Source organism: Pseudomonas sp. DW-iso17 (assembly GCF_058725345.1).
The window spans coordinates 218,096-237,347 of record NZ_JBZXEA010000045.1; the positions used below are offsets into that span (position 1 = coordinate 218,096).

Sequence of the window (19,252 nt, forward strand, 5' to 3'; positions counted from 1 at the left end):
TGCCGGCACGTCGATAGGCCAGAATAGGGGCCCCGGCGAGTGGTCGGGATGGTGGAGAGTGAGTTATGGGGTTTGATCAGGTGCGTCAGCGCCGTTTGTCTGACGATATTGTCGAGCAGCTTGAGGGGATGATTCTCGAGGGCACGCTGAAGTCGGGCGAGCGCTTGCCGGCCGAGCGCGCGTTAGCCGAGCGCTTTGGTGTGTCGCGCCCGTCGTTGCGTGAGGCGATTCAGAAACTGGCGGCCAAGGGGTTGTTGGTCAGTCGTCAGGGCGGTGGCAACTATGTGGTGGACTCCCTGGGTTCGACCTTCAGCGATCCGCTGTTGCACTTGTTGGAAAGCAATCCCGAAGCGCAGCGCGATCTGCTGGAGTTTCGCCAGACCCTTGAGGCTTCGTGTGCTTATTACGCGGCGTTACGCGCCACGGAGGTTGACCGTGAACGGCTGACCGCAGCGTTTGAGGCGTTGCAGGATTGCTATGCGCGCGCCGACGAAGTGAGCCGAGTGGAGGAGGGTGCTGCGGATGCAAGGTTTCACTTGGCGATTGCCGAAGCCAGTCATAACGCCGTGTTGCTGCACACCATTCGCGGGCTGTTCGACCTGCTCAAGCGTAACGTGGTGACGAATATTGGTGGCATGTACCAGCAGCGTACTGAGACCCGCGACATGCTGATCAATCAGCATCGGGACTTGTACCTGGCCATCATCGAGGGGCGGGCCGAGCAGGCGCGCGAAGTCTCGACACGGCATCTGCTGTATGTGCAGGAGGTGTTGGAGGAGGTGCGTCAGGAGGTTCAACGCGTGGCTCGGGCGGAGCGGCGCAAAGGGATGTAGCCCGCGTGGGCTACACCGTCACAAGGATTACTCTTCCTTGCCTTTGTTGCGCACGGCGCGATGCAGCTCGCGATTGGAATCGCGCTCGCGTTCGGTGTCGCGCTTGTCGTATTCCTTCTTGCCCTTGCCCAATGCGATCTCGCATTTGACCAGGTGCTTGCTCCAGTACCAGGACAAGCAGACACACGCGTAGCCTTTTTGCTGCACGGCTGCGGCGAGTTTTTCGAGCTCGCGGGCATTGAGCAACAACTTGCGCGTACGCACCGGGTCGGCAATCACGTGGGTGCTCGCGGTGGTCAGCGGAGTGATATGACTGCCAAGCAGCCATGCCTCGCCATCCTTGAGCAGCACATAACTGTCGACCAGCTGCAGTTTGCTGGCACGCAGACTTTTTACTTCCCAGCCGGCCAGGACCAGACCAGCCTCGAACCGATGTTCGATGAAGTAATCGTGTCGCGCTTTTTTATTTTGCGCGATGGTCCCTGTGGGGTGTTTCTTTTGTTTAGCCATAGGGGCGGCATTATAGGGAGTTGCGAGCGTGTCGGCTACGGTCAACCTGTGTGCTTGAGCGAGTTGGACGAATCCCGGACAATGCGGGCAGTTCTTTGGTTTTTTTCTCTCGCGGATTGGGCTGTTCTTTCGCGATGTTTGCCTTAAGCAGTGGAAGTAACGCTCACATGACGACGCATATTCAACGTTCGGCCCTGTTGCCCTACCCGGCGCAGGCGCTCTATGACCTGGTCAACGACGTGGCGCGTTACCCGGAGTTTCTGCCTTGGTGCTCGACGGCCGAGGTTCTGGAGAGCAGTGACGAGCACATGGTTGCCAGCGTGGGGGTGGCCAAAGGCGGCCTCAGCCAGCATTTTGTGACGCGTAATGTGCTGGTGCCGGGTCAGTCCATCGAAATGAACCTGCAGGAAGGGCCGTTCACCCAACTGCACGGTGTGTGGGTGTTCAAGGCGCTGACGGACAAGGCCTGCAAGATCAGCCTGGATCTTTCGTTTGATTATGCCGGGCCGATTGTTCGTGCGACGTTGGGGCCTTTGTTCAATCAGGCAGCCAATACCCTGGTGGACGCGTTCTGTCAGCGCGCCAAGCAACTGCATGGTTGAGATTGAGGTGGTGTTCGCCGCTGAGGATCGCCAGGTGTTGCTGGGGGTAAAGGTGGCTGAAGGCACTAGTTTGCGCGAGGCGGTGCGGGCGTCGGGAATAGCGGCGCATTTTCCTGACGTTGATCTGGCTGATTGCCCGCTGGGTATATTTGGCAAGGTTGTCGTGGATGCCGGGGCGCGTTGCGTGCAAGCGGGCGACCGTATTGAGATCTACCGGCCTTTGCTGGCCGACCCTAAAGAGGTGCGCAGGTTGCGCGCGGCTAAGGCGGCATTGGCCAGGCAAACGAATTCTTGAGCTTGCCAAATGGCAGCCTAGCTATCTGGAGCGCCGCGATCCAACTGTGGGAGCTGGCTTGCCTGCGATGACGCCCTGATAGCCGGCGCATATCTACCTGATACCCGCGATCCAAATGTGGAAGGGGCGGTCCCGATAACGGGTATGTTCTCGATCTGATCCAGGATCCTGGTTGACTGTCAGATCGCTTTCGCAGGCAAGCCAGCTCCCACAGGTTCAGCGTCGCACCAAGGTTATGTAGAGATGCCTATGTAAATGGCAGGCAACAAAAAGCCCGGCATGCCGGGCTTTTTATCGAGCGCAAAATTATTGCGGGCTGGTGTCCAGAGGCTCAGGCGTCGGGACGGGCACGGTTTCCACGTTGTCGATGTCTTTCTGGATGGTGTCCAGCAACGAACCAGGCTTGGCCGGTACCTCGGATTTTGGTTTTTCAGCTTCCTGCGCAGGTGCGGTCACGTTGGTGCCGCTGTCCTTGCCCAGCAAGGCTTCATCGCGGCTTACGCCGGGCATGAAGTCGCCGGACAGGCTCACGAGCTGGTCATTGCCATTGAAGATGACACTGACGCGCTCCTGCTGGCGTTCACCGCCACCAGGCTGCAGGCTGTAGAGATAATCCCAGCGATCGGCATGGAAAGTGTCGGTCAGCAGGGGATTACCCATGATAAACCGTACTTGCCGTCGGGTCATTCCCGGGCGTAACTGGTCTATCATGTCCTGCGTGACGACATTGCCCTGCTGGATGTCGATTTTGTAAACCCCGGGGAATGAACAACCGGCGAGTGCGAGCAGTCCCACAAAGGTGAAACTGGTTAGCAAGAGCTTGGTGTTTTGCATCGGTGGGCGACTTCCACTATCTTGGCTGGGACAACGTAAACGCCGATCATACCCGTATTAAGAGAAGCTGCGAAGCAGCATCCGCGAGAAAGCTAACCATGGTTGAAAATAGCGAACTACGCAAAGCCGGTCTCAAAGTGACTCTGCCACGAGTCAAGATTCTACAAATGCTCGATTCTGCTGAGCAGCGTCACATGAGTGCCGAAGATGTTTACAAGGCGCTGATGGAGTCTAACGAGGACGTCGGCCTGGCCACGGTCTACCGTGTACTGACCCAGTTTGAAGCCGCAGGGCTGGTGGTTCGTCATAATTTCGACGGCGGTCATGCGGTGTTTGAATTGGCTGACGGTGGTCACCATGACCACATGGTTGATCTGGATACCAATGAGGTTATCGAGTTCACCAGCCCTGAAATCGAAGCGCTGCAGCACAAGATTGCTGAAGAGCATGGGTTCGATTTGGTCGACCATAATCTCGTGTTGTACATCCGTAAGAAAAAGTAAAAATCGACGCAGTTTTGCTTTGCGAAACGATTGAAGGCGACCCTCGGGTCGCCTTCGTGCTTTCTATAGAGTGGAAAATATCGCTTCAGGCCTTCGCGGCCACCACCATTTTTTTCGCGTGAGCCAAGGACTCCTTGGTCAAGTCGATACCGCCGAGCATCCGCGCCACTTCCTCCACCCGTTCCGACTTGTTCAGCTTGGAGACGGCGGTGTGTGTCGCGTCACTGCCGCGCACCTTATGCACAAACAGGTGCTGATGCCCTTGGGCTGCCACTTGCGGCAAGTGGGTCACCGTAAGCACCTGGCCGCGATCCCCCAGGCGACGCAGCAATTGGCCAACAATTTCTGCGGTCGGCCCGCCAATGCCCACATCCACTTCATCGAATACCAGGGTGGGTACCCGTGAGGTCTGGGCGGTAATCACTTGGATCGCCAGGCTGATCCGCGAGAGTTCGCCGCCGGAGGCCACTTTGGCCAGGGCCTTGAGCGGTTGGCCGGGGTTGGCACTCACCAGCAGTTCGACGTGCTCCAGCCCATGGGGCTGCAATTCTTGACTGGCGTTGGGATGCAGCTCGATGGTGAAGCGCCCGCCTGGCATGCCCAGGCGTTGGATTTCCAGCTCAACGGCGCTTGCCAGGCTAGTAGCTGCCTGCTGGCGCAGAGCGCTCAGCTCCCGGGCTTTTTCCTGATAATGACGGGCAAACGAAGCGAGCTCTTCGCCCAGTCGTTCGATAGATTCGTCGTTCGCGTTGAGTGTTTCGATTTCATCCAGCAGTTTCTGCTGCATGGTTGCGACTTCTGTCGGCTGGATTCGATGCTTGCGAGCCAGTGTATAAATAGTGTCCAGGCGTTCTTCTATTTCCTGCAGGCGAGCTGGGTCGGCGTCGAAATGGTCCAGGAAACGATTGAGTTCGCCCACGGCCTCTTCAACCTGGATCTGCGCGCTGGTCAACAGGGTGGTCGCTTCGCTCAGTGAGCCGGAAGCATTGTTCACGCTGGACAGGCGGTTGAGGCTGGCGGTCAGTGCATTAAGGACATTGCCGGAGTCGCTCTCACTACATTGCTCGACGACCTGGCGGCAGATACCCAGCAGGGTCTCGGCGTTGGTCAGGTTCTTGTGTTCCTGCTCAAGTTGCTCCAGCTCTGTCTCACCCAGGCCCAGACTCTCGAGCTCTTCCAGTTGATAGCTGAGCAACTGGTGGCGGGCGCGTTGTTCGTCGCCGGAGTTGGAGAGGCGTTCCAGTTCCTGGCGTGTCTGGCGCCAGCGTTGGGCGGCCAGTTGAACTTGCCGGGAAAGATCGGTGGCGCCGGCGTACTCATCGAGCAGGCGACGGTGGGTATCGGTTTTCAACAGGGATTGGTGTTCGTGCTGACTGTGGATATCGATCAGCAATTCGCCCAGGGCTTTCAAGTCGCCCAGTGGGCAAGGCGTGCCGTTGATATAGCCGCGCGAGCGCCCCTCGGCGGTGATCACCCGGCGCAGAATGCAGGGGCCTTCATTATTAAGGTCGCGCTCGGCCAGCCATGCCTCGGCTTCGGGGATGTCCGCCAGGTCGAAGGTGGCCAGGATGTCGGCCTTGTCGGAGCCAGGGCGTATCACGCCACTGTCGGCGCGGTCGCCAAGCGTCAGGCCGAGGGCGTCGAGCATGATCGACTTGCCGGCGCCGGTTTCGCCTGTGATTACGCTCATCCCGCGATCCAGTTCAAGATCCAGATGTTCAACGATGGCGTAGTTATGTACAGACAGGTGCACGAGCATGACGGCCGCTCCCAGGCTTTAGGTCTGGTTATTTATACAGTGTTTTGTTTGGGCCTGACAATCCTGGCACTTAGCTCGATTTGCTTGAGTCGTTAATTTTTTTAGCGCGATGTGGAATGAGCGTGAAGGAAATGATCCAGGTCAATCGAAAGACTTTTGGTAACGCCTGCGCCCTTGAACCTGAAAATTGTGGCCCCATATACCGGAGCAGAAGCGCGAGTTGAGTTCGCGCATGATTTTGAAAGGAGAAATCTATGGCTGACGAACAGACGCAGGATACGCAAACTCCAGACGCCAATTCGGCTGCCGGTGATGAACTGGCGACACGTGTGCAAGTGCTCGAAGAGCAATTGGCCGCTGCGCAGGATCAATCGTTGCGTGTTGCCGCCGATCTGCAGAACGTCCGCCGCCGTGCCGAGCAGGATGTAGAGAAGGCTCACAAGTTCGCGCTGGAAAAATTCGCCGGTGACCTGCTGCCGATCATCGACAGCCTGGAGCGTGGTCTAGAGTTGTCCAACCCGGACGATGAAAACATCCGCCCAATGCGCGAAGGCATCGAGCTGACCCTGAAAATGTTCCAGGACACCCTGAAGCGTTATCAGTTGGAAGCTATCGATCCGCAAGCCGGCGAGCCGTTCAATGCTGAACATCACCAAGCCATGGCCATGCAAGAAAGCCATGACCTGGAACCTAATAGCGTGATCAAGGTGTTCCAGAAGGGTTACCAGCTCAACGGTCGCCTGATGCGTCCGGCAATGGTGGTGGTGAGCAAGGCTCCTGCACCCGTTGCACCTTCTATTGATGAGCAGGCTTGAAATTCGCCGCAAGGCCCCCATTTATAAGTCAAGCGTTTAAGTGCTACCGCAGTTAGCCAAAACTGCTGCGGCAACCAAATTCAAGTTTCGGGAGAGTAAATCATGGGCAAAATTATCGGTATCGACCTGGGGACCACCAACTCCTGCGTCTCCGTGCTGGAAAACGGGGTTGCAAAAGTTATTGAAAACGCCGAAGGCGCACGTACCACTCCGTCGATCATCGCTTACGCCAACGACGGTGAAATCCTCGTCGGTCAATCGGCCAAGCGTCAGGCGGTGACCAACCCGCACAACACCCTGTACGCGGTAAAGCGTCTGATTGGTCGTAAGTTCGACGAAGAAGTCGTACAGAAAGACATCAAGATGGTGCCTTACAAAATCGCCAAGGCCGACAACGGTGACGCCTGGGTTGAAGTGAACGGCCAGAAAATGTCGCCGCCGCAAATCTCGGCTGAAATCTTGAAAAAGATGAAGAAGACCGCCGAAGACTACCTCGGTGAAGCGGTGACTGAAGCGGTGATCACCGTTCCGGCCTACTTCAACGACAGCCAGCGCCAGGCTACCAAAGACGCCGGCCGCATCGCGGGCCTGGATGTAAAACGTATCATCAACGAACCAACCGCAGCCGCGCTGGCTTACGGTATGGACAAGGCCAAGGGCGACCACACCGTGATCGTTTACGACCTGGGTGGCGGTACGTTCGACGTCTCCGTGATCGAGATCGCAGAAGTTGACGGCGAGCACCAGTTCGAAGTGTTGGCCACCAACGGTGACACCTTCCTGGGTGGTGAAGACTTTGACATTCGTCTGATCGACTACCTCGTTGACGAATTCAAGAAAGAAAGCGGCATGAACCTCAAGGGTGACCCGCTGGCCATGCAGCGCCTGAAAGAAGCCGCTGAAAAAGCCAAGATCGAACTGTCTTCCGCTCAGTCGACTGACGTGAACCTGCCGTACATCACTGCAGACGCTACCGGTCCTAAGCACTTGAACGTGAAGATCTCGCGTTCCAAGCTCGAAGCGCTGGTTGAAGACCTGGTTCAGCGCACCATCGAGCCTTGCCGCATCGCGCTGAAAGACTCCGGTATCGACGTTGGCTCGATCAACGACGTGATCCTGGTGGGCGGTCAGACCCGTATGCCACTGGTTCAGAAGCTGGTTACCGAGTTCTTCGGCAAAGAAGCCCGTAAAGACGTGAACCCGGACGAAGCCGTTGCCATGGGTGCTGCCATCCAGGGTGCGGTACTGGCCGGTGATGTGAAAGACGTGCTGCTGCTGGACGTAAGCCCGCTGACCCTGGGTATCGAAACCATGGGTGGCGTGATGACTGCGCTGATCGAGAAAAACACCACGATTCCTACCAAGAAATCCCAGGTGTTCTCGACTGCCGATGACAACCAGGGCGCCGTGACTATCCACGTGCTGCAGGGCGAGCGTAAGCAAGCTGCACAGAACAAGTCCCTGGGCAAGTTCGACCTGGCTGAGATTCCACCAGCACCACGTGGCGTGCCACAAATCGAAGTGACCTTCGACATCGACGCCAACGGCATCCTGCACGTCGGCGCGAAAGACAAGGCCACCGGCAAAGAGCAGAAGATCACCATCAAGGCCAACTCCGGCCTGTCTGATGAAGAAATTCAACAGATGATCCGTGATGCTGAAACCAATGCTGAAGCCGACAAGAAGTTCGAAGAGTTGGCAGGCGCCCGTAACCAGGGTGACGCGCTGGTTCACTCGACGCGCAAAATGATCGCTGATGCTGGCGACAAAGTGACCGACGAAGAGAAAACCGCAATCGAAGCGGCAGTGGTTGCGCTGGAAGCTGCCATTAAAGGCGACGACAAGGCTGCCATCGAAGCCAAGGTTGAGGAGCTGTCGAAAGTCTCCGCGCCAGTTGCTCAGAAAATGTACGCCGAGCAAGGCCAGCCGGCTGACGGCGCTGCGCAACAAGCAGAGCCTGAAGCCAAGCACGACGATGTTGTCGATGCTGAGTTCGAAGAAGTTAAAGACAACAAGTAAGTTGTCGCCCGGTTGACCGCGCACAAGCGGTGACTGGTAGGATGTCGCCGCGCGGGAGCTTGCTCCCGCGTTGGCGTGTCTGGGGTATGCGAATTTTTACAGCATGCGACAACGCTCGGATGCTGGCGGTGTGAACGGGAATGCTCCTGCTTTCCGAATGACAGTCACCGCGTTTTTGGCCGGCTCCCTGGCTGAAAACAGTAATGACCAGGATCGTTGAATTGACGTGAGTTGGGTCCGGGCCTGTATTGGGGCTCAACGAGTTTGGCAGGGTTCAGGAGGGCCAGGTCGAACGTCCTTAAGAGTGCAAAGACTTATGGCAAAGCGTGACTATTACGAAGTATTGGGTGTGGAGCGTGGCGCCAGCGAGGCGGAGCTGAAAAAAGCCTACCGTCGCCTGGCGATGAAGCACCACCCGGACCGTAATCCGGATAACAAAGAATCCGAAGAGATGTTCAAAGAGGCCAACGAGGCCTACGAATGCCTGTGTGATCCCAATAAGCGTGCGGCCTACGACCAGTATGGCCATGCTGGCGTCGACCCGAGCATGGGCGGCGGCGGTGCCGGTTTTGGTGGCCAGAACTTCTCCGATATTTTCGGCGACGTATTCAGCGACTTCTTCGGCGGCGGCCGTGGCGGTCAGCGTGGCGGCCCTCAGCGCGGCAGCGACCTGCGTTACACCCTGGAGCTGAACCTGGAAGAAGCCGTGCGCGGCACCAGTGTCAATATCCGTGTGCCGACGCTGGTCAACTGCAAGCCGTGCGACGGCTCGGGTGCGAAGAAAGGCTCCTCGCCGATCACGTGCCCGACCTGCGGCGGTATCGGGCAGGTACGCATGCAGCAGGGCTTCTTCTCGGTGCAGCAAACCTGCCCGCGTTGCCATGGCCAGGGCAAGATCATTTCCGATCCGTGCGACTCCTGCCACGGCGAAGGCCGCGTCGAAGAGTACAAGACGCTGTCGGTGAAAGTGCCGGCGGGTGTGGATACCGGTGATCGTATTCGACTGTCGGGCGAAGGCGAGGCGGGTGCCCAGGGTGGCCCTACGGGCGACCTGTACGTGGTGATCAATGTGCGCGAGCACTCGATCTTCCAGCGTGACGGCAAGCACTTGTTCTGCGAAGTGCCGATCAGCTTTGTTGATGCGGCCCTGGGTGGCGAGCTGGAGATTCCGACGCTGGATGGTCGGGTCAAGCTCAAGATTCCCGAGGGGACTCAAACCGGCAAGCAGTTCCGCATTCGTGGCAAAGGCGTTGCGCCCGTGCGCGGTGGCGGTGCTGGCGACCTGATGTGCCGTGTGGCGGTGGAAACCCCGGTGAACCTGAATCGTCGTCAGCGTGAACTGCTGGAAGAGTTCCGCAGCTCGCTGGAAGGCGATGACTCCCACTCGCCGAAGACTACGGGCTTCTTCGACGGTGTAAAACGCTTCTTCGGCGACCTGTAAGGATCTGAATATGCGACGTATAGCCGTAATGGGCGCTGCCGGGCGCATGGGCAAGACGCTGGTCGAGGCGGTGCAGCAACGCTCGCCGGCCTCCGGGCTGACGGCGGCGATTGTTCGCCCAGGCAGTACTTTGATCGGCGCGGACGCAGGTGAGTTGGCCTCATTGGGCCGCATCGGTGTTTCGTTGTCTGGCAACCTTGAGCAGGTGGCTGACGAGTTCGACGTGCTGATCGACTTCACCCTGCCGGAAGTGATGCTGAAAAATCTGGCCTTCTGCCGTAAGGCGGGCAAGGCCATGGTGATTGGTACCACCGGTTTGAGCGCCGAGCAGAAACAGTTGCTGGTGGAGGCGGGCAAGGATATTCCGATCGTCTTCGCTGCCAATTTCAGCGTGGGCGTAAACCTGTCGCTGAAATTGCTGGACCTGGCGGCGCGCGTGCTGGGTGATGAGGCTGATATCGAGATTATCGAGACTCATCACCGTCACAAGATCGACGCCCCGTCGGGCACTGCGTTGCGCATGGGTGAAGCTATTGCCGATGCGCTGGGCCGCGATTTGTCGAAAGTGGCGGTATACGGGCGTGAAGGCCACACAGGGGAGCGCGCACGCGACACCATCGGTTTTGCAACCGTGCGCGGTGGTGATGTGGTTGGCGATCACACCGTGCTGTTCGCCACCGAAGGCGAGCGCCTGGAGATCACGCACAAAGCCTCCAGCCGCATGACTTTCGCCAAGGGCGCGGTGCGTGCTGCGCTTTGGTTGGACGGCCGCGAGCCGGGCCTGTACGACATGCGTGACGTGCTGGATTTGCACTAACCAGTAGCTAAAACGGGGGCTCAGGATTATCCTGTGGCCCCGTTTTTACCCGCTAGGCGACGTCCTGTCGCATTCCCCTGCCTTTAAGGCTCATTAGCGGTGGACCAAAAAAGCCTTTTTCTGTAAGCTACAGCTTTAGTGTGTCCACTAAAAGCGCGCAGAATAATTCAGTGAAGAAGCGGGGTGACGTGTCCATACGTCACTCCGCTTTTTTACAACCTGCGATCGCCCTTTCAGGCTTTATTTACGGGAGGTCTTCTTGACTAAGCCAGCCATACTCGCCCTTGCTGATGGCAGCATTTTTCGCGGCGAAGCCATTGGAGCCGACGGTCAGACCGTTGGAGAGGTGGTGTTTAACACTGCCATGACCGGCTATCAGGAAATCCTTACCGATCCTTCCTACGCCCAACAGATCGTTACCCTGACCTATCCGCACATCGGCAACACCGGCACTACGCCGGAAGATGTCGAGTCTGATCGTGTCTGGTCGGCGGGCCTGGTAATTCGTGACCTGCCACTGGTTGCGAGCAACTGGCGTAACACGATGTCGCTGTCCGATTACCTGAAAGCCAACAACGTTGTGGCGATCGCCGGTATCGATACGCGCCGCCTCACGCGCATCCTGCGTGAAAAAGGCTCGCAGAACGGCTGCATCATGGTCGGTGACAATATCTCCGAAGAGGCGGCGATTGCCGCGGCGCAAGGTTTCCCTGGCCTGAAGGGCATGGACCTGGCGAAAGTCGTCAGCGTTAAAGAGAAGTACGAGTGGCGTTCCACTGTGTGGGATCTGAAGACCGACAGCCACGCGACTATCGAGGCTGCCGATCTGCCTTACCACGTGGTCGCCTATGACTACGGCGTCAAGTACAACATCCTGCGCATGTTGGTCGAGCGCGGTTGCCGTGTGACCGTGGTGCCCGCGCAAACCCCTGCCAGCGATGTGCTCGCGATGCAGCCGGACGGTGTGTTCCTGTCCAACGGCCCGGGTGACCCTGAGCCATGCGACTACGCTATCCAGGCCATCAAGGACGTACTGGAGACCGAGATTCCGGTGTTCGGCATCTGCCTTGGCCACCAGTTGCTGGCTTTGGCCTCCGGCGCCAAGACCCTGAAAATGGGCCACGGCCACCACGGTGCCAACCACCCAGTACAAGACCTGGACACCGGCGTTGTGATGATCACCAGCCAGAACCACGGTTTTGCGGTGGATGAAGCCTCCCTGCCGAGCAACGTGCGCGCCATTCACAAGTCGCTGTTCGACGGCTCCCTGCAAGGCATCGAGCGCACCGACAAGAGCGCGTTCAGCTTCCAGGGCCACCCTGAAGCCAGCCCGGGCCCGAACGACGTAGCGCCGCTGTTCGACCGTTTCATCAATGAGATGGCCAAGCGACGCTGACTGAGTGGCCTGCGGGCGGCCCCGGATTGCGGTGGCCCCCGCAGGCTCTTCAAAGATTGTTCAAGACGGCTTGCCGACTGACCTGCGGATTTGAGTGACAAACCCATGCCAAAACGTACAGACATAAAAAGCATCCTGATTCTTGGCGCTGGCCCGATCGTGATCGGCCAGGCCTGCGAATTCGACTACTCCGGCGCCCAGGCCTGTAAAGCCCTGCGCGAGGAGGGCTACCGCGTCATCCTGGTGAACTCCAACCCGGCCACCATCATGACCGACCCGGCCATGGCCGACGCCACCTACATCGAGCCGATCAAGTGGCAGACCGTTGCCAAGATCATCGAAAAAGAGCGTCCGGACGCGCTGCTGCCAACCATGGGTGGCCAGACCGCTCTGAACTGCGCCTTGGACCTGGAGCGCGAAGGCGTCCTGGAAAAGTTCGGCGTAGAGATGATCGGTGCCAATGCCGACACCATCGACAAGGCTGAAGACCGTTCGCGTTTCGACAAGGCCATGAAGTCCATCGGCCTGGCGTGCCCGCGTTCCGGTATCGCCCACAGCATGGAAGAGGCCAATGCGGTCCTCGAGACCCTGGGCTTCCCGTGCATCATCCGTCCGTCCTTCACCATGGGCGGCACCGGCGGTGGTATTGCTTACAACCGTGAAGAGTTCGAAGAAATCTGCGCTCGTGGCCTGGACCTGTCGCCGACCAAAGAGCTGCTGATCGACGAATCGCTGATCGGCTGGAAAGAATATGAGATGGAGGTTGTCCGCGATAAGAAGGACAACTGCATCATCGTCTGCTCCATCGAAAACTTCGACCCGATGGGCGTGCACACCGGTGACTCGATCACCGTGGCGCCAGCACAGACCCTGACCGACAAGGAATACCAGATCCTGCGTAACGCCTCCTTGGCGGTATTGCGCGAGATCGGCGTTGAAACCGGCGGTTCCAACGTCCAGTTCGGCATCTGCCCGGACACCGGCCGCATGGTCGTGATCGAGATGAACCCACGTGTATCGCGTTCTTCGGCGCTGGCCTCGAAAGCGACCGGTTTCCCGATTGCGCGTATCGCTGCCAAGCTGGCTATCGGCTACACCTTGGACGAGCTGCAAAACGAAATCACCGGCGGCGCTATGCCGGCGTCTTTCGAACCGTCTATCGACTACGTCGTGACCAAGCTGCCGCGCTTTGCCTTCGAGAAATTCGCCAAGGCGGATGCGCGCCTGACCACCCAGATGAAGTCGGTCGGTGAAGTCATGGCCATCGGCCGCACGTTCCAGGAATCCCTGCAGAAAGCGCTGCGCGGCCTGGAAGTCGGTGTTTGCGGCCTGGACGAGAAGCTCGACCTGAGCAACCCGGAAAGCATGAGCATCCTCAAGCGCGAGCTGACCGTGCCGGGCGCCGAGCGTATCTGGTACGTGGCTGACGCCTTCCGTGCCGGCCTGAGCGTCGAAGATATCTTCGGCATGAACATGATCGACCCGTGGTTCCTGGTGCAGATCGAAGATCTGATCAAGGAAGAAGAGAAGGTCAAGACGCTGGGTCTGTCGTCTATCGATCGCGACCTGATGTTCCGCCTCAAGCGCAAAGGCTTCTCCGACCAGCGTCTGGCCAAGCTGCTGGGTGTGACCGAGAAGAACCTGCGTACTCATCGCCACAAGCTGGATATCTTCCCGGTCTACAAGCGCGTTGACACCTGCGCCGCAGAATTCGCCACCGACACGGCCTACATGTACTCCACCTATGAGGAAGAGTGCGAAGCCGCGCCGACGGGCCGCGACAAGATCATCATCCTGGGTGGCGGTCCGAACCGTATCGGCCAGGGCATCGAGTTCGACTACTGCTGCGTACACGCCGCCCTCGCCCTGCGCGAAGATGGGTACGAGACCATCATGGTCAACTGCAACCCGGAAACGGTTTCCACTGACTACGACACGTCCGACCGCCTGTACTTCGAGCCGGTAACGCTGGAAGACGTATTGGAAATCTGCCGCGTCGAGAAGCCTAAAGGCGTGATCGTCCAGTACGGCGGCCAGACCCCGCTGAAGCTGGCGCGTGCCCTCGAAGCCGCTGGCGTGCCGATCATCGGTACCAGCCCGGATGCAATCGACCGTGCCGAAGACCGTGAGCGTTTCCAGCAGATGGTTGAGCGCCTGAACCTGCGTCAGCCGCCGAACGCCACCGTGCGCAGCGAAGACGAAGCCATTCGCGCGGCCAGCAAGATCGGCTACCCGCTGGTGGTGCGTCCGTCCTACGTACTGGGCGGCCGGGCGATGGAAATCGTCTACGAAGAAGAAGAACTCAAGCGCTACCTGCGTGATGCGGTGAAAGTCTCCAACGACAGCCCGGTGCTGCTGGACCACTTCCTCAACTGCGCCATCGAAATGGACGTGGACGCGGTCTGCGACGGTACTGACGTCGTGATCGGCGCCATCATGCAGCACATCGAACAAGCCGGCGTTCACTCCGGTGACTCCGCGTGCTCCCTGCCGCCGTACTCGCTGCCGGCGCACATCCAGGACGAGATGCGCGAACAGGTCAAGAAGATGGCCCTGGAACTGGGTGTGGTCGGCCTGATGAACGTACAGTTGGCGCTGCAAGGCGAAGACATCTACGTCATTGAAGTCAACCCGCGTGCTTCGCGTACCGTACCGTTCGTGTCCAAGTGCATCGGTGTGTCCCTGGCCATGATCGCTGCGCGTGTGATGGCTGGTAAGACCCTGAAGGAAATCGGCTTTACCAAGGAAATCATTCCGAACTTCTACAGTGTGAAAGAGGCGGTGTTCCCGTTCGCCAAATTCCCTGGCGTGGACCCGATCCTGGGCCCAGAAATGAAGTCCACCGGTGAAGTGATGGGTGTGGGCGATACCTTCGGTGAAGCCTTCGCCAAGGCCCAGATGGGTGCCAGTGAAGTGCTGCCGACCGGCGGTACTGCGTTTATCAGCGTACGTGATGACGACAAGCCACTGGTTGCAGGGGTCGCCCGCGATCTGATCAACTTGGGCTTTGAAGTCGTGGCTACCGCCGGGACCGCCAAGCTGATCGAAGCTGCCGGCCTGAAAGTACGTCGCGTGAACAAGGTGACGGAAGGCCGTCCGCATGTGGTCGACATGATCAAGAATGACGAAGTCACCCTGATCATCAACACCACCGAAGGTCGCCAGTCGATCGCGGACTCCTATTCCATTCGTCGTAATGCCTTGCAGCACAAGATTTACTGCACCACTACCATTGCTGCTGGCGAAGCTATCTGTGAAGCGCTGAAGTTCGGTCCGGAAAAGACCGTGCGTCGCTTGCAGGATCTACACGCAGGATTGAAGGCATGAGCATAACCAAATACCCGATGACCGTTCAGGGCGCGCGCGCCCTGGAAGAGGAGCACGCCCATCTGACCAAGGTCGTACGTCCAAAGCTGAGCCAGGACATCGGTACGGCCCGCGAGCTGGGTGACTTGAAGGAAAACGCCGAATACCACGCTGCTCGCGAGCAGCAGGGTATGGTCGAGGCGCGGATTCGTGACATCGAAGGCCGTATGCAGAATGCGGTGATCATCGATGTCACCACCATCCCGCATACCGGCAAGGTAATTTTCGGCACGACCGTGGAAATCGCCAACGTCGAGACCGACGAAAGCGTGACTTACCAGATCGTGGGTGAGGATGAGGCTGACTTCAAGCAAGGCAAGATCTCTGTCGGCTCGCCGATTGCTCGCGCCTTGATTGCCAAGGAAGAAGGCGACGTGGTTGCCGTGAAAACGCCGAGCGGCGTCATTGAGTACGAGATTGTCGAAGTTCGTCACATCTGAAAGACGGCGCCCGCTGCGTGCGGGCGCCATGCTTTGGCAGCTCTCTCAGATGCTTTGGGTGGGCGGCCTATGGCTGTTACATATTGGTGTATTGCCGGCGTTGGGCCTGATTGGCCTGGCGCCGCTGCTGATCGATGAGATCGACGGATTGCTGAGTGCGCTGCTGGTGGGTTTTGCGGCGACGTGCGTGATGCTTCAGGTGTTGGTGCTGATCAAGGCCGAAGGCCTGAAGAGTTTGTGGCGGGATATCCGCGGGCAACTGCTGTTGATGGCGCTGTATGCATGCGCAATGTTTTGCGTGGTGCATGTGTGGCTGCCGCTAGCGTTGCGCTGGCAGTTATTCAGCTATCTTGTGCTAGGGTTCTCTGGCCTGGTGCTGGTTATGCAACCTGCGCCGGGATGGAGTGGCGGGGCGCGCGAAGCACGCCCTTGACCCTTTTCATCATTTGAAGCGATGAACGTTCGACAGTTGCTTGTTGACGCTGAAGTTCTTGCGATACAGCAGCGCCATCTTGCCGATGACCTGAACCAGGTCCGCTTTGCCGACCTTGCACAGTTCTGCAACGGCGGCCAGGCGCGCTTCGCGATCAAGGATGTTGACCTTGATCTTGATCAGTTCGTGATCGTTCAGTGCGCGCTCGAATTCGGCTAGCACACCCTCAGTCAAACCGTTGTCTGCCACAATCAGAACTGGTTTCAGATGGTGGCCAATGGATTTGTACTGTTTCTTCTGCTCTTGAGTGAGCGGCATAATCTGACCCCTGCGTCTGATCTTGTAAAAAGCGGCGGCCAGTTTACCCGAGCGAGTCCGGGACCGCCCAGTTAATCACGACCCGTTTTATTTTTTCGAGGTGGCCCGTGGCCCGTTCCAAAACCAGCCTTAAGTGGCTACAAGAACATTTCAATGATCCTTACGTCAAAAAGGCGCAAAAGGACGGCTACCGTTCCCGGGCCAGCTACAAGTTGCTGGAGATCCAGGACAAGGACAAATTGATTCGTCCAGGCATGAGCGTTATCGATCTCGGCGCGGCCCCCGGTGGCTGGTCCCAGGTGACCAGTCGTCTGATTGGTGGGCAAGGTCGATTGATCGCTTCGGACATCCTCGAGATGGACAGCATCCCGGACGTGACCTTTGTTCACGGCGATTTTACCGAGGACAAAGTATTGGCCGAGATCCTGGAGGCTGTGGGAAATTCGCAGGTAGACCTTGTGATTTCCGACATGGCCCCCAATATGAGTGGATTACCGGCTGTTGATATGCCGCGTGCCATGTTCCTGTGTGAACTGGCGCTGGATCTGGCAGGTCGGGTGTTGCGTCCGGGTGGCGATTTCCTGGTGAAGGTCTTCCAGGGCGAAGGTTTCGACGAGTACCACAAGAACATTCGCAAGTTGTTCGACAAGGTACAGACACGCAAGCCGGACTCATCCCGTGACCGGTCCAGGGAGCAGTATCTGCTGTGCCGTGGCTTCCGCGGTGTCGAAGGCGCTGCGAGCGAAGAGCGTTTTTGAGAAATTCGAGGAGGGCGATAGGTTTTTTTATATCGCTTTCGTCACGAAGCTTTACGAATATTGCGTAGTCAAAGTTTCACAAAGGGTTACAGACGGCGCCTGCCAGAGTTGTAGGTAATGTAGTAAGTTAGGCCGGTGAATATCATGCGAAGCGCGCGCCAGTAGCGGAGCTTGCTTCAGAGGGTAGTTAATTGAACGATATGGCAAAGAATCTGATCCTGTGGTTGATCATCGCGGCTGTCCTGGTGACGGTGATGAACAACTTCTCCAGCCCTAACGAGCCGCAGACCCTCAACTATTCCGACTTCATCCAGCAAGTTAAGGATGGCAAGGTCGAGCGCGTAGCGGTTGATGGCTACGTGATTACCGGTAAGCGCAACGATGGCGACAGCTTCAAGACCATTCGTCCTGCTATTCAGGACAACGGTCTCATCGGTGACCTGGTGGATAACAAGGTCGTTGTGGAAGGCAAGCAGCCTGAACAGCAAAGCATCTGGACCCAGCTCCTGGTGGCCAGCTTCCCGATCCTGGTGATTATCGCCGTGTTCATGTTCTTCATGCGCCAGATGCAAGGCGGTGCGGGAGGCAAGGGCGGGCCGATGAGCTTCGGCAAAAGCAAGGCGCGCCTGCTCTCCGAAGACCAGGTGAAGACCACCCTGGCTGACGTCGCAGGTTGCGACGAAGCCAAGGAAGAAGTCGGTGAGTTGGTCGAGTTCCTGCGTGATCCGGGCAAGTTCCAGCGCCTGGGTGGCCGTATTCCTCGCGGTGTGCTGATGGTGGGGCCTCCGGGTACCGGTAAAACCTTGCTGGCCAAGGCGATTGCCGGCGAAGCCAAGGTGCCTTTCTTCACGATTTCCGGTTCTGACTTCGTCGAGATGTTTGTCGGCGTCGGCGCCAGCCGTGTTCGCGATATGTTCGAGCAGGCCAAGAAGCACGCGCCATGCATCATCTTCATCGACGAAATCGATGCCGTCGGTCGCCATCGTGGCGCGGGCATGGGGGGTGGTCACGATGAGCGTGAGCAGACCCTCAACCAGTTGCTGGTAGAGATGGATGGTTTCGAGATGAATGACGGCATTATCGTCATCGCCGCAACCAACCGTCCCGACGTTCTCGACCCTGCGTTGCTGCGTCCGGGCCGTTTCGACCGTCAGGTTGTGGTCGGCCTGCCGGACATTCGTGGTCGTGAGCAGATCCTGAAAGTACACATGCGCAAGGTGCCAATGGGTGACGACGTGGCTCCGGCTGTGATCGCCCGTGGTACTCCCGGTTTCTCCGGTGCTGATCTGGCGAACCTGGTGAACGAGGCTTCGCTGTTCGCTGCCCGTACTGGCAAGCGCATCGTTGAGATGAAAGAGTTCGAATTGGCGAAAGACAAGATCATGATGGGCGCCGAGCGCAAATCCATGGTCATGTCCGAGAAAGAGAAGCAGAACACCGCTTATCACGAGGCAGGTCACGCCATTGTAGGTCGCGTTGTGCCTGAGCATGACCCCGTCTACAAAGTGTCGATCATTCCTCGTGGTCGGGCACTGGGTGTGACCATGTTCCTGCCGGAAGAAGATCGCTACAGCCTCTCCAAGCGTGCGCTGATCAGCCAGATCTGCTCGCTGTATGGTGGCCGTATTGCTGAAGAAATGACCCTTGGCTTCGACGGTGTGACCACTGGCGCCTCCAACGACATCATGCGTGCCAGCCAGATTGCGCGAAACATGGTGACCAAGTGGGGCTTGTCGGAAAAACTCGGCCCATTGATGTACGCCGAAGAAGAAGGCGAAGTGTTCCTGGGCCGTGGCGGCGGTGGGCAAAGCGCCAGCTTCTCGGGTGAGACAGCCAAGCTGATCGACTCCGAGGTTCGCAGCATCATTGACCAGTGCTACGGCACGGCCAAGCAGATCCTCACTGACAACCGTGACAAGCTGGACGCCATGGCTGATGCGTTGATGAAGTACGAAACCATCGATGCCGACCAGATCGACGACATCATGTCGGGCCGCGCGCCGCGTGAGCCGCGCGACTGGGAAGGTGGTTCGGGTACTTCGGGCACTCCGCCTGTGGTGCAGAATGAGCGCCCTGAAACGCCTATCGGCGGCCCGGCAGCTGATCACTAAGG

Annotated in this window: 18 protein-coding genes; 14 read left to right on the forward strand and 4 right to left on the reverse strand. The window is 58.2% G+C overall.

From position 1 onward, the window contains the following. Nucleotides 1-65 precede the first annotated feature (65 nt). Nucleotides 66-833 (forward strand): FCD domain-containing protein, encoded by a 768-nt coding sequence (locus AC4PS6_RS24665; RefSeq protein ID WP_014719963.1) that lies wholly within the window; start codon nt 66-68, stop codon nt 831-833. Between the two features lie 27 nt (nt 834-860). Here AC4PS6_RS24665 and smpB read toward each other — a convergent pair whose 3' ends face one another. Beyond that, the gene (gene smpB / locus AC4PS6_RS24670; protein WP_014719962.1) at nt 861-1,343 is read right to left on the reverse strand and encodes an SsrA-binding protein SmpB; all 483 of its coding nucleotides are present in this window, start codon (nt 1,341-1,343) and stop codon (nt 861-863) included. Nucleotides 1,344-1,510: 167 nt separating this feature from the next. On the opposite strand from smpB, the gene AC4PS6_RS24675 reads away from it, so the two are divergent. Beyond that, on the forward strand, nt 1,511-1,945 hold the full coding sequence (locus AC4PS6_RS24675; protein WP_003194226.1) for a type II toxin-antitoxin system RatA family toxin: 435 nt from the start codon (nt 1,511-1,513) through the stop codon (nt 1,943-1,945). Next, nucleotides 1,938-2,240: an RnfH family protein gene (locus tag AC4PS6_RS24680; protein ID WP_014719961.1), complete on the forward strand. Its 303-nt coding sequence runs from the start codon at nt 1,938-1,940 to the stop codon at nt 2,238-2,240. Before AC4PS6_RS24675 ends, AC4PS6_RS24680 begins: the two co-directional genes overlap by 8 nt. Before the next feature lie 306 nt (nt 2,241-2,546). Here AC4PS6_RS24680 and AC4PS6_RS24685 read toward each other — a convergent pair whose 3' ends face one another. Further along, the gene (locus AC4PS6_RS24685) at nt 2,547-3,074 is read right to left on the reverse strand and encodes an outer membrane protein assembly factor BamE (protein ID WP_019817954.1); all 528 of its coding nucleotides are present in this window, start codon (nt 3,072-3,074) and stop codon (nt 2,547-2,549) included. Nucleotides 3,075-3,172: 98 nt separating this feature from the next. Between AC4PS6_RS24685 and fur the strand changes: the two genes are divergently transcribed. Then, entirely contained in the window at nt 3,173-3,577 is a 405-nt protein-coding gene (gene fur / locus AC4PS6_RS24690; protein ID WP_003194220.1) for a ferric iron uptake transcriptional regulator, read from the forward strand. An 85-nt stretch (nt 3,578-3,662) separates the two neighbouring features. Here the strand turns inward: fur and recN are convergent, their stop codons facing one another. Continuing rightward, entirely contained in the window at nt 3,663-5,336 is a 1,674-nt protein-coding gene (gene recN / locus AC4PS6_RS24695) for a DNA repair protein RecN (protein WP_492181053.1), read from the reverse strand. A gap of 254 nt (nt 5,337-5,590) precedes the next feature. On the opposite strand from recN, the gene grpE reads away from it, so the two are divergent. From grpE to AC4PS6_RS24735, 8 genes are all read left to right on the forward strand, one after another. Then, nucleotides 5,591-6,151: a nucleotide exchange factor GrpE gene (grpE, locus tag AC4PS6_RS24700; protein ID WP_003194215.1), complete on the forward strand. Its 561-nt coding sequence runs from the start codon at nt 5,591-5,593 to the stop codon at nt 6,149-6,151. 102 nt (nt 6,152-6,253) lie between these two features. Continuing rightward, nucleotides 6,254-8,170, forward strand: coding sequence for a molecular chaperone DnaK (gene dnaK / locus AC4PS6_RS24705; RefSeq protein WP_014719959.1), 1,917 nt, complete (start codon nt 6,254-6,256; stop codon nt 8,168-8,170). Nucleotides 8,171-8,486: 316 nt separating this feature from the next. Next, nucleotides 8,487-9,611 (forward strand): molecular chaperone DnaJ, encoded by a 1,125-nt coding sequence (gene dnaJ, locus AC4PS6_RS24710; RefSeq protein ID WP_014719958.1) that lies wholly within the window; start codon nt 8,487-8,489, stop codon nt 9,609-9,611. Nucleotides 9,612-9,621: 10 nt separating this feature from the next. Beyond that, nucleotides 9,622-10,428, forward strand: a complete 807-nt coding sequence (dapB, locus tag AC4PS6_RS24715) for a 4-hydroxy-tetrahydrodipicolinate reductase (RefSeq protein ID WP_014719957.1) — start codon at nt 9,622-9,624, stop codon at nt 10,426-10,428. A gap of 259 nt (nt 10,429-10,687) precedes the next feature. After that, the gene (gene carA, locus AC4PS6_RS24720; RefSeq protein WP_003194208.1) at nt 10,688-11,824 is read left to right on the forward strand and encodes a glutamine-hydrolyzing carbamoyl-phosphate synthase small subunit; all 1,137 of its coding nucleotides are present in this window, start codon (nt 10,688-10,690) and stop codon (nt 11,822-11,824) included. Nucleotides 11,825-11,929: 105 nt separating this feature from the next. Beyond that, nucleotides 11,930-15,151, forward strand: coding sequence for a carbamoyl-phosphate synthase large subunit (carB, locus tag AC4PS6_RS24725; RefSeq protein ID WP_003194205.1), 3,222 nt, complete (start codon nt 11,930-11,932; stop codon nt 15,149-15,151). 2 nt (nt 15,152-15,153) lie between these two features. Continuing rightward, nucleotides 15,154-15,630 (forward strand): transcription elongation factor GreA, encoded by a 477-nt coding sequence (gene greA / locus AC4PS6_RS24730; RefSeq protein WP_032873232.1) that lies wholly within the window; start codon nt 15,154-15,156, stop codon nt 15,628-15,630. 28 nt (nt 15,631-15,658) lie between these two features. Further along, on the forward strand, nt 15,659-16,063 hold the full coding sequence (locus tag AC4PS6_RS24735; protein ID WP_032873186.1) for a hypothetical protein: 405 nt from the start codon (nt 15,659-15,661) through the stop codon (nt 16,061-16,063). Between the two features lie 9 nt (nt 16,064-16,072). On the opposite strand, the gene AC4PS6_RS24740 is transcribed toward AC4PS6_RS24735, so the two are convergent. Next, on the reverse strand, nt 16,073-16,381 hold the full coding sequence (locus AC4PS6_RS24740; RefSeq protein ID WP_003176146.1) for a YhbY family RNA-binding protein: 309 nt from the start codon (nt 16,379-16,381) through the stop codon (nt 16,073-16,075). A gap of 107 nt (nt 16,382-16,488) precedes the next feature. Between AC4PS6_RS24740 and rlmE the strand changes: the two genes are divergently transcribed. Further along, complete coding sequence (gene rlmE / locus AC4PS6_RS24745) at nt 16,489-17,139, forward strand: 23S rRNA (uridine(2552)-2'-O)-methyltransferase RlmE (RefSeq protein ID WP_014719954.1); 651 nt, start codon at nt 16,489-16,491, stop codon at nt 17,137-17,139. A 200-nt stretch (nt 17,140-17,339) separates the two neighbouring features. After that, a complete protein-coding gene (ftsH, locus tag AC4PS6_RS24750; protein ID WP_020301772.1) occupies nt 17,340-19,250 on the forward strand; it encodes an ATP-dependent zinc metalloprotease FtsH in 1,911 nt (636 codons plus the stop codon). The last annotated feature ends 2 nt before the right edge of the window (nt 19,251-19,252 follow it).